This is a genomic window from Gammaproteobacteria bacterium (assembly GCA_013696315.1).
Lineage (GTDB): Bacteria > Pseudomonadota > Gammaproteobacteria > JACCYU01 > JACCYU01 > JACCYU01.
This window is the reverse complement of sequence record JACCYU010000026.1, coordinates 1-13846: the sequence shown is the minus strand read 5'-3', so window position 1 is coordinate 13846 and position 13846 is coordinate 1. Positions and strand designations below refer to the sequence as shown.

General features: G+C 60.3%; 11 protein-coding genes. 8 read left to right on the top strand and 3 right to left on the bottom strand.

The features are described from left to right. Nucleotides 1–1460: DUF3458 domain-containing protein (locus tag H0V34_01600; GenBank protein ID MBA2490437.1), on the top strand; the 1460-nt coding region annotated here is incomplete at its 5' end. Between the two features lie 80 nt (nt 1461–1540). Here the strand turns inward: H0V34_01600 and fabA are convergent. Beyond that, nucleotides 1541–2056 (bottom strand): 3-hydroxyacyl-[acyl-carrier-protein] dehydratase FabA, encoded by a 516-nt coding sequence (fabA, locus tag H0V34_01595; protein ID MBA2490436.1) that lies wholly within the window; start codon nt 2054–2056, stop codon nt 1541–1543. Between the two features lie 345 nt (nt 2057–2401). Here fabA and H0V34_01590 point away from each other — a divergent pair, with 345 nt between their 5' ends. The 3 genes from H0V34_01590 to H0V34_01580 all read left to right on the top strand — a co-directional run bounded on the left by H0V34_01590 (nt 2402) and on the right by H0V34_01580 (nt 5232). After that, a complete protein-coding gene (locus H0V34_01590) occupies nt 2402–2977 on the top strand; it encodes a hypothetical protein (protein ID MBA2490435.1) in 576 nt (191 codons plus the stop codon). Nucleotides 2978–3026: 49 nt separating this feature from the next. Next, nucleotides 3027–3821, top strand: coding sequence for a nucleoside triphosphate pyrophosphohydrolase (gene mazG, locus H0V34_01585; GenBank protein ID MBA2490434.1), 795 nt, complete (start codon nt 3027–3029; stop codon nt 3819–3821). 457 nt (nt 3822–4278) lie between these two features. Beyond that, on the top strand, nt 4279–5232 hold the full coding sequence (locus H0V34_01580) for a ferritin-like domain-containing protein (GenBank protein ID MBA2490433.1): 954 nt from the start codon (nt 4279–4281) through the stop codon (nt 5230–5232). Nucleotides 5233–5394: 162 nt separating this feature from the next. On the opposite strand, the gene H0V34_01575 is transcribed toward H0V34_01580, so the two are convergent. After that, complete coding sequence (locus tag H0V34_01575; GenBank protein MBA2490432.1) at nt 5395–6597, bottom strand: PQQ-dependent sugar dehydrogenase; 1203 nt, start codon at nt 6595–6597, stop codon at nt 5395–5397. Between the two features lie 108 nt (nt 6598–6705). Between H0V34_01575 and H0V34_01570 the strand changes: the two genes are divergently transcribed. Then, nucleotides 6706–7296 (top strand): Uma2 family endonuclease, encoded by a 591-nt coding sequence (locus H0V34_01570; protein MBA2490431.1) that lies wholly within the window; start codon nt 6706–6708, stop codon nt 7294–7296. Between the two features lie 94 nt (nt 7297–7390). Here H0V34_01570 and nadC read toward each other — a convergent pair whose 3' ends face one another. Further along, on the bottom strand, nt 7391–8236 hold the full coding sequence (nadC, locus tag H0V34_01565; protein MBA2490430.1) for a carboxylating nicotinate-nucleotide diphosphorylase: 846 nt from the start codon (nt 8234–8236) through the stop codon (nt 7391–7393). 403 nt (nt 8237–8639) lie between these two features. Here nadC and H0V34_01560 point away from each other — a divergent pair, with 403 nt between their 5' ends. The 3 genes from H0V34_01560 to H0V34_01550 form a co-directional block, all read left to right on the top strand. After that, nucleotides 8640–10760, top strand: coding sequence for an EAL domain-containing protein (locus H0V34_01560; protein MBA2490429.1), 2121 nt, complete (start codon nt 8640–8642; stop codon nt 10758–10760). A gap of 167 nt (nt 10761–10927) precedes the next feature. Continuing rightward, entirely contained in the window at nt 10928–12499 is a 1572-nt protein-coding gene (locus H0V34_01555; GenBank protein MBA2490428.1) for a long-chain fatty acid--CoA ligase, read from the top strand. A gap of 155 nt (nt 12500–12654) precedes the next feature. Continuing rightward, nucleotides 12655–13846: alpha/beta fold hydrolase (locus H0V34_01550; protein MBA2490427.1), on the top strand; the 1192-nt coding region annotated here is incomplete at its 3' end.

Sequence of the window (13846 nt, the reverse complement as noted above, 5' to 3'; positions counted from 1 at the left end):
ACCACACTCTGCTGGGACGCGACGGTTTTCGCCGGGGGCTCAAACTATATCTCGAACGGCACGACGGCCAGGCCGCGACCACGGACGATTTCGCCGCCGCCATGGGTGATGCAAATGGGCGCGACTTCACGCAGTTCACGCGCTGGTACGATCAGGCCGGCACGCCGCAGGTACTTGTGGCGGGCGCCTGGGACGGGCAGGCGCGGCGTTATCGGCTGCATGTTGAGCAACGCTTGTCCGGCACGCAAAGTCAGCCCGATGGGTTGCCGCTTCACATTCCGCTTGCCGTCGCACTGGTCGGCCCCGACGGCGACGACCTCCCGCTGCGACTGGCCGGCGAAACTAAGGTTCAAGGCACTTCACGCGTGCTGGAGTTGACCGAGGACGCGCACGAGTTCGAATTTATCGACCTGCCGGCGCGCCCCACGCCCTCGCTGTTGCGCGACTTCTCGGCGCCGGTGAATCTCCGCTTTGAGTATGACGATACGGAACTCGCATTTCTGGCCGCGCACGACAGCGATCCATTCAATCGCTGGGAGGCCGGGCAGCGCCTCGCCACACGATTGGGTCTGGAACTCATCGCGGATCAACGCGCCGGGCGGCCGCTGACCCTGACTCCCGCGCTGATCGATGCGTTCGCGCATACGCTCGAAGACAGGGCGCTGAACGACGGGCTTGTCGCCGAAGCGCTGACCCTGCCGGACGAAGGCTATCTTGCCGAACAGGTGGAGGAAATCGAGACCGATTCGATCCACGTCGCGCGCGAATTTATGCGTCGGGCAATCGCAACGGCGCTTGAACCACAACTGGTGGCGGCATATCGTGCTCGCGCGACCTCGGCCAGTGATTACGCCTACGACGCCGTCGCGGCCGCGCGGCGCGGATTGCGCGATCTTTGTCTCAATTATCTCAACACGCTGGAGAAAGACGATTACGCGCAATGGGCGTTCGATCAATTCGCGGCCGCCCGCAACATGACCGACGCGATGGGCGCGCTACGCGCCTTGAACGATACCGGCGGCGCCAGACGCGAGCAGGCGCTGCAGGTGTTTCATGGTCGTTGGCGCCAGGATCCGCTGGTGATGGACAAATGGTTCGCGCTGCACGCGAGTTGCGTGCGGCCGGAGACCTTGCAAAAAGTAGCGGAGCTGCTGGATCATCCGCTGTTTTCGATCCGCAATCCCAATCGCGTGCGTGCGCTGATCGGCAGTTTCGCGCAGCGCAATCCGGCGATTTTTCACGCGCCTTCGGGGGCGGGCTATCGTTATTTGAGCGAGCAGATCCTGCGGCTGGACGCGCTCAATCCACAGATGGCCGCGCGGCTGGTGAAAAGTTTCAGTCGCTGGCAAAAATACGAGCCAGGTCGCCGCGCGCTGCAGAAAGCCGAGCTCGAAATGATCGCAGGCCGCGAGAAGGTTTCACGGGATGTGTTCGAGGTCGCGGCCAAGAGTCTTGCGTAGCGGGACGAAGTATCGCACGGTGCGCACTGCGCACCCTACTGCGCACCCTACTGCGCGGGCTAATTGTCGGCCGCCTCGCTTTAAAAGCCTTCCGTTGACGTGAACAAGCCTACCCGCAGATCCTTGGCCGCGTAAATCTCACGCCCGTCCACCGCCATCGTGCCGTCGGCGATGCCCATCACCAGCCGGCGCGTGATTAGGCGCTTGATGTCGATGTGATACGTCACCTTGTGCGCGGTGGGCCGTACTTGTCCGGAAAATTTGACTTCGTCCACGCCAAGCGCGCGGCCGCGTCCTGGGTTGCCCAGCCAGGCCAGAAAAAAACCGACCAGTTGCCACATGGCGTCCAGACCCAGACAGCCCGGCATTACCGGGTCACCCGGGAAATGACAGGCGAAGAACCAGAGGTCCGGATGAATATCCAGTTCCGCGATAATTTCGCCCTTGTCATGAGTCCCGCCGTGATCCGCGATCCTGACGATACGGTCCATCATCAACATGTTGGGGATAGGAAGCTGCGCGTTGCCTGGACCGAACATTTCGCCGTAACCGCAGCGAAGCAGCTCCTTCAGGTCAAGAGATCCGGGTCTGGGCATCCTGGAATACGTCGCCGCCAATCGGTCTGAAATGTTTGTGGGAATGTCGTTTACCTGCGCGGTGTTCAGCGTACCGCGCGCGCATCGCGCGAACGCATCTCGGCTACTCACAATGGGGGTCAATGGTAACAGACACGCTCGTCGGATATCGCCGTTGAGACCGCGCACTATAAACGGGCGCGGTTCTGTGCCCGATTTACTTGTCGAAGGCAATCGCGGTATTGACACGAACTCGGTTTGATGGCGCGGCCGCGTAAGGTCGATCGTTAGACATGTTAGCCCTGCATGTTAGACTTCGCGGCCATGTCGTCATCCTTATTAATTCGCCGGAAGAGAGAGATTGTGATGCATTACAGGCCATTGTTCCCACTGTTCCTGGCTGTCGGTACAGGCGCGCTAGGCGCGGCTGGCGCTGCCCACGCCGACCAGCTCGAAGCTTTCCTGAGCGAGCGCGCCGCACAGATCGGCTACGCCAAGCCACTTGGCACCTCCAACAACGACGCGATGGCGGCGATATTCTACAACGAAGACAGCGACGTGATGCTCAATGGCGGGGTGATGGCGTACGGTCAGCCGCCCGGCCAGTTGCCGTTCAGCTTCGGCGCCGGCGTCAAGGCGTATGCGTTTTCGCTGGACGACGCGGACGAGACCGTCGCCGCGGGCGCGCTGGGCGGGCGTGCGGTCTACACCATTCCCGCCAATATTCCCATGCACGTTTCCGCCGAGGCGTTTTACGCGCCGGGTATCACCACCACCGGCGAGGGCGACAATATGCTGGACTTCAATACACGTTTCGAGATCGAGTTCATTCCGCGCACCTCCGGATTTATCGGCTATCGCAAGCTGGAGGTCGATCTCGACAATGACGACGACGCCGAACTGGACGACAACATTCACATTGGCCTGCGGCTGAATTTCTGATCCGATTTTGATGCACCCCCGACTTTGATGGGCCCATTCGTAAACAATCATGGATAACGTCGCGCGCCTGATGGTCATCGTCTCGCAGCTGCGTGATCCTGAAGTTGGCTGCCCCTGGGATCTGCGCCAGACCTTCGCCAGCATCGCACTGCACACCCTGGAAGAGACGTATGAACTCGTCGAGGCGATCGAACGGGGCGACGCGGACGCTATCAGGGACGAACTGGGCGATCTGCTGTTGCAGGTTATCTATCACGCGCAGCTGGCGTACGAGCAGAACCTGTTCAGTTTCGATCGTCTGGCCCAGGCCGCGGGCGACAAGCTGGTGCGCCGTCATCCGCACGTGTTCGGCGATACGCACTATGCGAGCGAGCAGGCGCGAGAGACTGCCTGGGAAGCGGAAAAAGCACGCGAACGCGCGGGTGGGGGTAAACAGCAAAGCGCGCTCGGCGGCGTGACCGCCGCATTGCCCGCGCTGACGCGGGCGCGCAAGCTCCAGAAACGCGCCGCGAACGTCGGCTTCGACTGGCCCGATCGCGCGGATATCTTTGCCAAGATCGACGAGGAAATTGCGGAAGTGCGCGAGGTGCTGACCGATGATACTTCGCCCATCCGCATCGAGGAGGAAATCGGCGATTTGCTGTTCTGCGTGGTCAATGTCGCGCGGCGGGCCGAGATCGATCCCGAGCGCGCGCTGCGCGTCGCCAACCGCAAATTCGAGCGTCGCTTCAAGGCCATCGAGGCGCGCCTCGCGGAGCAGAATCGCCGCCCCGAGGGCTGCACCCTGGCCGAACTCGATGCGCTGTGGGATGAGGTTAAAAAGCACGCCGCAAAAATCACGTGACGTCAGTCGCTTAGGCGTGCGACATGCGGGCATTCTCCCAATCCTTATCCATGCCCGGTCGCGCGCGGGTTGCGCCGTGACATCAGACTAGTAAAATGCGGTTGTAGTCGGCGTGGGAAAATATTCCAGACCGTGATAAAATTTTCAACTTCATGAATTTTTCATGAACCTGCCCGGCTTATGCGTAAAACGCATCTGTCTGAGCGTGACGTACGTAAGGACTAGAGTGTTCTCGTAGATTGACCTGTTTCGATTCGCACACGCTAAGCAATCGATATGTCTACCGAATAGGTTTCCTGTCACGCGTTGCAAAACGCGCAACGGCAAACACGGATGGCGCAGGGTTAGCGTGTAACACTTGTCGCTTGCGTCCGGTGCCGAGGCAACATGCGCCAGGGCATGCTCTCTATCTCGATCCCTCAGATTGCGGGATATTTATCCTATCAGGAGTAAAACTATGAATGACGAAGGCTCGAAAATCGTAAATCCTTTGGAGAAACTGGTCAGCAAACGGGCCGAACGCCGCCGCTTTCTAGGGCAGGCCGGCATTATGGGCGTGGGGCTCGGCGGTCTGGGCCTGCTGGGCTCGGCCGGATTTCTTCCCAGGGTGGCCGAAGCGCGCATGGACAGCGGCGGCGGCGGGCTAAAGGGTATAGACGGCGCCGTGCTTAATTTCGCGCTGAATCTGGAGTATCTGGAAGCAGAATACTACGTTCGTGCCGCATTCGGCCGCGGACTCGCCGATGAGGTCACCACCGGCACGGGCCGACGCGGTAACGTCATCGGTGGCGGCCAGGTATCGTTCGCCACGCCGGTAATCCGGCAATACGCCAGAGAGATCGCGCGCGACGAGGAAGCACACGTCAGGTTCCTGCGCACCGCGCTGGGTTCGAGTGCGGTTGCGCGTCCGCAGATCGATCTCAAAAAAAGCTTCAACGCAGCGGCGCAGGCGGCCGGCCTGGGGAACACTTTCGACCCGTTCGCCGACGAGCAAAGCTTTCTGCTCGGCGCATATATCTTCGAGGATGTCGGCGTGACGGCCTACAAGGGCGCGGCGCCGCTGCTGAAAAACAAGGATATTCTCGAAGCCGCCGCCGGACTGCTCGCCGTCGAGGCCTATCACGCGGCCAACGTGCGTACCGTGTTGCTGTCGCTGGGGCTCGATGCGCCGTCGATTGCGATCTCGGATGCGCGCGACTCGCTGGACGGCCCGGACGATCTCGATCAGGGCATCACCAACGACCGGGGCAATGCCAATATCGTTCCCACCGACGAAAACGGGCTTGCCTTCAGCCGCAGCGCCGAGCAGGTGCTAAACATCGTGTATCTGACGCCGGAGGCGGCCGGTAGAGGCGGCTTCTTTCCGCGCGGTGTCAACGGAACAATCAAGCGCAGCGGCGCCAACGCTTAAGTTCCGCATTTGCGGAATCAGGCAGCAGGCACATGACGCGGCGCAGGGACGCGCTAGGTCATGTGCGTAGCTTGAAAGGCGAGCGGGCGGACTCGCGCTGAATGACGTGCCGAACCCGGCGCGTCGATGCCGTTGTTACTGTCGATGCCGTTGTTGCTATGGTCAGTCCGCCACCAGCCGTCGCAGGCCGCCGCCTAAGAAATCAACCACATACAATTCGCCGTTCATGTCTTGCGCGAACGAGACGATGCCGAGTTGGCTATTCACGAGCACACGGCGTTGATACCCGCCGCTCGCGCGCGGAAACAGCCCCCAGATCGTGCCGGAAATAAAATCGCCGAATACATAAACGCCCTGCAAAGCAGGGATCGCGTTGCCGCGATAGACGAAGCCGCCGGTGATCGACTGACCTTCGTCGTGGCCGTATTCCGCGACCGGAAAGACGTACTGTCCGCGCGCGGCGCAACCGGTCGAATCGAAAACCAGGCTCGCCTCGTAGCAGCGCCAGCCGTAGTTGCCGCCGCGTTCGATGATATCGACCTCTTCGCGCTCGCCCTGGCCCACATCCCCGAGCCATAACCGGTCATCCGCGCGATCGAAACTGAAGCGCCACGGATTGCGCAGACCGTACGCGTAAATTTCGGGCGCGCCGCCGCCGTTTGCGAACGGATTATCGGTCGGTGTGCCATACGGTTCGCCGCTGTCCACATCGACGCGCAGCAGGGCGCCGAACAGATTGTCCGGGTTCTGCGCGTTGTTCAGCGGATCGCCGCCACCGCCGCCGTCCCCGAACCCGATATACAAAAAGCCTTCCGGCCCGAACACGATATGCCCGCCATTATGATTGGTGAACGGCTGCTCGAGGGTCAACAGGATCTCTTCGCTCGCCGGATCGAACGTGCGGCCGCCGTCCGTGCTGGTAATGCGCGAGATGCGCGACACCAGCGGGATCTGCGCGTTCGGCCCGGTGACGGTGTATGAGAGAAACGCCTCGCCATTGAGCTCAAAATCCGGATGCAACGCAAAGCCCAGCAACCCGCCTTCACCGCTGGCGTCGACCTCTACCGCCGCGACGACTGTGCTGAGCGCGGTGCGGTTGTCGGCGACATCGAAACGCTTGATGACGCCGAGACGCTCGACCAGGTACCAGTACGAGCCGTTACCAGGCGCCTGCAGCAATGCCACCGGCGTATCGAAGATGAGATTGGGATAGGCGCGTTGCAGGCGCACTTCGACCTGACCGGGATTCCCGCTGCCTCCGCCAACTGTACTTTGTCCGTTACCGCCGCCCCCGCAGGCGACGCAGGCAATCGTTGCCGCGAGCAGCACGGCCGTCGAGATGCCACGATGTAGCCTTGTACTCATCTGATCATTCCTCATGGGTGTCACGGGTCGCCGCCCGTGAGTCCCGCGACGTCGAGTTGGCTAAACGGGCCATGCTATGCTAACCAAAATGACGCAAGTGAGGTGACCATGGGACTGCCGCTGCGTGATGCGCAACGCCATACGTACCGCGAATACCGAACCTGGCCGGAAGACGTGCGCTATGAGTTGATCGACGGCATGGCCTACGCCATGGCGCCGCCTGTGCGGATACACCAGCGTGTGATGCTTGAAATGGCGCGTCAGATCGCCGGCGCATTGGAGGATTCACCGTGCGAGGTGAACGTCGCTCCCTTCGACGTGCGCCTCCCGGACGGCATTGAGTCGGACGACGATGTTCTCACCGCCGTACAGCCCGACATTGTCGTGGTGTGCGATCCGGACAAGCTCGATACATACGGTTGCCGCGGCGCACCGGACATCGTAATCGAGGTGCTCTCGCCCTCGACCGCCGCGCACGATCAGACCGTCAAACTCGCGGCTTACGAGCGCCACGGGGTGAAGGAATACTGGCTGGTGCATCCCGCGGATCGCATCGTGACGGTGTATTCGTGGGCGAATGGCGGTTACAGTCGCCCGGCCATTTCTGAGTTTGAAGGCACTCTGACCTCGAATGCCGTGCCCATGATCAGCATCGATTGGGCGCGGATTGTGGCGAGACTGCCGGAGAATCCGCCTTGATCGTCTACGGCGGCTGGCGAATCGTTATCGCGAGAACCGCTTTGCCCGACCGTTAACGAGCTTCTGAAAATGTCGCCGTCAACGCCTTTGCCCACTATGTCGAAGCCTCATTAATCTCAACGCGCATCGACAGGTCCACAGCCGCGATGTCTTTCGTCAGTGCTCCCACCGAGATGTAATCGACGCCGGATTCCGCGATAGCGCGCACGGTTTCCAGGTTTACGCCGCCGGACGCCTCCAAGGGCGCGCGGTGAGCGGTGAGCTTCACGGCCAGGCGTAGTTCTTTCAGCGAAAAATTATCGAGCAGAATCATGTCCGCGCCGGCGGCTAAAGCGTCTTCGATCTGCGCGAGGGTTTCGACTTCGACCTCAACGCGGACGTGCGCGTGCCGGGCACGCGCGGCGCGCACCACCGCCTGCAACGAACCGGCGGCCGCGATGTGGTTTTCCTTTATCAGGATAGCGTCGAACAAACCCATGCGATGATTTCTGCCGCCCCCACGAGCGACGGCGTATTTTTGCGCGGCGCGCAGTCCGGGCAGGGTCTTGCGAGTGTCGAGAATTACGGCGCCGGTGCCTTCGATGGCTTGCACGTAGCGGTTTGCGGCCGTCGCCGTCGCCGACAAGGACTGCAGGAAATTCAGCGCTGTGCGCTCGCCGGTCAGCAGCGCGCGCGTGGGTCCACGCAGTGCGCAGATCTCGTGATCGGCCGCGACCTTTTGACCTTCCAGTATTTTCCAGGCAATCGTCACGCGCGCATCCAGTTGCCGGAACACTTCTTCGACCCAGGCCATCCCGCAGATGACGGCAGGCTCCCGACTGATAACGCGAGCGTTTGCGGTTGCATCAGCCGGAATCAGCGCGGCGGAAAGATCGCCCGTGCCGACATCTTCGGCCAAGGCGCGTGCGACAATTTCGGCGATTTCGTGGGAATCGGTCATATTCGCTGCTCGCGACTATGAGTGCTCTTTATTCCGGCCTGGCGGAAATTGAAATCGGGGTCACGACGCTCCAGTCCTGCCCGGTCGACTATAACGATGGGATTCAAGATACACGCGCGATATAATGCTTATGTGCGATACCGTACAGACATCCGCGGCAGAATGTGGTCAATGTGAGGCGTGAAATCAGGCTCCTGCGTGACATGGTTCTCGCTGACCCGGAGGCGTCCAGGCGCCACGTAAATTACGGGGAATACCTTTCGCTTAAGTCTTGTCACAGGAGTATCGTCGCGTGAGCATCAGTTCATGAAAATGTGACGCGGGGTGCACAAGACCCATGAAGTCTTTAACTTCCCTTTTCGGAGCCGCAAGAGCCGAGCGGGCGCGGGCGGCGCGCGTAGGAATGATTCTGGATCAGTCCTTCAACGAAATCTATATCTTCGATGCGAACACTTTGCGGTTCACTTACGCCAACGCGGGCGCATGCCGCAACCTGCAGTATTCGCTGGAGGAGCTCAAACGGCTCACTGTAGCGGACGTCAAACCCGAATTTACCGTGCGGGAATACGCCAGACTGCTTGAGCCGCTGCGGTCCGGCCGCAACGCGGTAGTGGTTCTGGAAACCGTCCATCAGCGCAAGAACGGCACCCGCTACCCGGTGGACGTGCGCGTACAGCTTTGCCGCACGGAGCAGGGTCCGTCGTTCATCTGCATTATGAACGATGTCACCGAGCGCAGAGAAATCCAGGAAGCGCTTTTCCATGAAAAGGAACTGGCCGATGTCACCCTGGAAGCGATTGGTGATGCGGTCATAGCGATCGATAAGCGGGGCGACGTCATCTTTCTCAACCGCATGGCGGCACAGCTTACCGGCTGGAGCAAAATCGAGGCCAAGGGCCTGCCGTTCACGACTGTATGCAATATCTTCTATGAAGAGACTCGCAGAGCCGTGGAAATACCGCTGGCTGAAGTTGCGGCAACCGGCGATACGGCGAGCCTGCCTGACAATATCATGTTGATGTCCTCGCTAGGCGCGCAATACCCAATCGATGCCTCGGTCGCGCCTATCCGCGCCACGGGCGGCGTAAAGGACGGCGCGCTGGTTATTTTTCGTGATGTTACCGCGACACGGACGCTGGTCCGCGAGCTTGCGCATCAGGCCGGCCATGATGCGCTTACCGCTCTGCTGAATCGGCGCGAGTTCGAACGCAAGGCCGAGCACCTGCTGGCGAGCGCCAAGGCGACCGGCGAGCAGCACGCTCTGCTGTTTCTCGATCTCGACCATTTCAAGCTCGTGAACGATCGTTGCGGGCATCTGGCCGGCGACGAGTTCTTGCGCCAGATCTCCAGCCTGTTGCTGAGCAGGATGAACAAGTGCGATACCCTCGCTCGGCTGGGCGGGGACGAGTTTGGCGCGCTGCTGGAGCGCCGCTCCCTGGAGGAGGCACGGGCATTCGCCGAGTCGTTGTTACAAGCAGTCGAGGATTATCGCTACAGCTCGCCGCGCGGATTGCTCAGCGTGGGTGTCAGCATCGGGCTGGTGCCGGTCACGGCGCAAAGCCGCGGGCTGAAGAACATGCTGTGCGCCGCGGATTCCGCCTGCTATCTAGCCAAGGAAAAGGGTGGTGATCGCGTACAGCTATTCCAACGCGACGATGTTGACGTGTTGAGCCGCAAGCGCGCGATGGACTGGGTCTCCGACGTTCACAGCGCCATGGATGAAGACCGTTTTTGCCTGTTTTTTCAGCGGATCGCGCCACTCGACCCCGCTCACCATGTCGGCGGCGAACGCTTTGAGGTGCTGCTGCGCATGCGCGACACGCACGGCGGGATCATAAGCCCGCTGGACTTTATTCTGGCGGCCGAACGCTATAGCGCGATCACGGCTATCGATTGCTGGGTCATCAAAACCGTGTTCGAGCACTTGCGCCAACAAACCACGCGCATCGAGGATCATGGTACACCGCTACCATTGTGGTCCATCAATGTTTCTGGCATCAGCATCGGCGACATGCGCTTTCTAGATTTTATCAGGGAACAGTTCGAGCGCTTTGCGCTACCGCCCGAGAGCATCTGTTTCGAGCTTACGGAAACCGCCGCGATCACCAATTTTGACCAGGCCATGCGCTTTGTAGACGCCATCAAGACGAAGGGTTGCGCGTTCGCGCTGGATGATTTCGGCAGCGGTCTTTCCTCGTTCAGTCATCTGAAAGGCCTGCCGGTTGACATGCTCAAGATCGATGGGGCGTTTATCAGGGGCATGGCGGACGATCCGGTGGATTACGCCGTGGTGGACTCTATTTGCCGCATCGCGCGGGTGATGGGCGCGGACACCGTGGCCGAGTATGTCGAGAATGACCACTTGCTGAATATCGTGCGGGAGATCGGCGTGCAATACGTGCAAGGTGCCGCCATCCACAAGGCCGAGCCGCTGCTACCGGCAAACCGCGGTGTCGCCCCGGCCGCACGACAAGCGGCGCGATCGGTGGGGGCGCAAGAAACTGGCGTCAGACGCAAAGCGTAACCGTCTGGCGGGCGCAGGGGTATCATCTGTAGCTTGGCAACTCTTTGCCGACGTGCTATCGCCGAAGGATCGGCAATCTACGATTTGTCACCCTATCGACGCGCCGTCTCCCATACGCGCACCGCCCACTCCATAATACCCAGCGGCAATAGACCTGGAGACCCTCGATGCCATCCCGCACGCAGATTCAAAATCTCGAAATGAACAAGGTGTACGACTGGGTCGCGAAACATGCCATGTTTACGCCGGACAAGGTGGCGCTGGTCGAAACCGACAGCGGGCGGCGTTTTACCTATCGTGAGTTCAACGAATGGGCAAATCGCGCGGCGAACGCGTTTGAAGCCTTAGGGCTGCGACCCGGCGACCGCATCGCGATCATCGCACCGAGCTCGGTCGAAATACTGTTTACGCTCATCGCCGCCACCAAACTGGGCGCCATCTTCGTGCCGCTGAACCACAAGCTGCCGGCTGCGGATCTTGTGCCTATCATCGAGGATTGCGCGCCCACGCTGCTTGTTTACGCGGATGAGTTTGCCGCAACGGTCGCGGCGCTGAGATCAGATTTAAAGTTTTCGGGCATCATCAAGCTGCGAGGGAGCCTGGCCGAGGACGAACTCGACTGGGAAAACCTGTTAACAGAACAATCCTCCACGCGTGGTAAACCCATTCCGGTCGATCAGCACGCGCCGCAGATGTTGCTGTATACCTCCGGCACCACGGGCAAACCCAAAGGCGTGGTGCTGCCGCACCGCATGCAGTTTTTCAATGCGATCAATTTCGCCACGCGCGACCTGAACGGGAACGACCGGGTGCTGGTGCACACGCCGATGTTCTACACGGGCGGGTTGAACGTATACACCACGCCCGCGATCCTGCTCGGCGCCACCGTGGTCATCATGCGTCAATGGAATCCGGACGAAGTTCTGAAGATCATCGAGCAGGAAAAGATCACCGCTTTTTTTGCCGTGCCCACGCAGTATCTGATGATGGCGGACTCAAAGCTGTTCGAAACGGCGGACCTGAGTTCGTTGCGCTGGATCATCAGCGGCGGCGCGCCGTGTCCATTGCCACTGATAAAGCGGCTTACCGCGCGCGGGCTGCTACTCAAACAAGGCTTCGGGCTGACGGAGGTCGGCGTGAATTGCTTCTGTCTGGACGCACACGATGCGGAGCGGAAGATCGGGTCGATAGGTCATCCCAATTTCGCGATGGAGGCTCGCATTGTCGATGAACATGGCAACGACGTCGCGCCGGACGTGGCGGGAGAGCTTATCTTGAGAACGCCCAGCATGTGCGACGGTTACTGGAATAATCCGCAGCTGTCAAAGCAGTCGATCCGCGACGGGTGGTTTCACACCGGCGATATCGCGAGATTCGACGCGGAAGGCTACTGCTACGTGGTCGATCGCATGAAGGATATGTATATCAGCGGCGGAGAGAACGTCTACCCGGCAGAGGTCGAAGCGGTTTTGATTCGTCATGCCGGGATTGCCGAGGTCGCCGTCGTGGGTGTGCCCCACGAGAAGTGGGGCGAGGTCGGGGCGGCGGCCATTGTTATAAAAGCCGGCCAGCAAGCGACGGAAGACGAAATTCTTGCCCATTGCCGCCAGCATCTGGCCAAGTACAAAATACCCCGCAGCATCCATTTCCTGGAGTCACTGCCGCGCACCGTCAGCCAGAAAGTGCAGAAACGAGCGTTGAAAGAGGCCATCCTGGCGCGTTTGGAAGAGGCGACCTGACTCGATTCAGGCGCACGATCAACCGTGCGATCAACAATGGGTTGCCACGACACGCCAGTAACGGCTATCGTACAGGCTTATTCCATTGTTGCGCGATCGCAACCCGCCGTTGTATTTGGACTCGCATCCGCGCCAGCAACTAGAGGGAACTGCTCATGTACAAGCCTTTCGACCCATTCGGAATCATCGCCGCCTGCGGGAAAGTGCAAAAGGCCTGGTGGGCGCATCCGTTTCTGCTGCAAGACGAGTTGTTACGACTCGGTGCGCGTTCCGTGCCGCTCGCTACCTGGCAGGGGAGGGCAGGGATGCAGAATGGCAAAGACCTGGTGTCGCCGGTGGCTTACGACGAGCGCTTCAAACACCCGTTGTGGACCAAGAGCCTCTATCTTGGCACGCTCAAGGAAGGCTATCTGCTCTACTCGCAATGGATGGAGGAGGCAATCTACAAAGCCCCGAAGCTGACATACAAAACAAGACGCAAGGCAGCCTTCTGGACGAGTGAACTATTGAACGGCATGGCGCCGACCAATTTTTTCTGGACGAACCCCGAAGCCGTCATGCGCGCCATCAACACCGGTGGAAAAAGCTGCTTCGACGGATGGCGCAATTTCCTGGGCGACGTCGCCGCCGGCAAGATCAGCATGGTGGACGAGAGCGCCTTCGAAGTCGGCGTCAATCTCGCGACCACGCCAGGCGCGGTAGTCTTCCGCAATGAACTGGTCGAGCTGATCCAGTACGCGCCCGCCACGGACAAGGTGAAGAGCGTTCCGATCGTGATCGTCGCACCCTGGATCAACAAGTATTACATCCTCGATCTCAACCAGCGGTATAGCCTGGTGCGCCATCTGGTGGGGCAGGGCTTTACGGTGTTCGTGACTAGCTGGAAAAATCCCGGCGCCGACATGCGCGACACGACTTTCGAGGACTACATGCTTAAGGGCGTGCTGGCGTCGGTTAACGCGGCGCGCGACATCTGCGGCGCTCAACAGGTGCACCTCACCGGCTACTGTATCGGCGGCACGCTAGTGTCCGCGCTGGCGGCGTGGCTTGAACGCGAGCCGGATCGCAAGAGCCAGTCGCCCGTGGCGCATGTGACCATGCTGACGACGCTCGTGGATTTCTCGGAACCCGGCGAAATGGCCGTGTTTATCGATAAAAACAGCCTGGATGCGCTCGATGATCTGATGGCGCACCATGGCTTTCTCGACGGCAACGACATGGTGATGTCGTTTCGCACCCTGCGGTCCAATGGCCTGATCTGGAACCATTGGGTGCAAAACTATCTGCTGGGTGAAACGCCGCCGGCTTTCGACGTGCTCTACTGGAACTCGGATTCCACCCGTATGC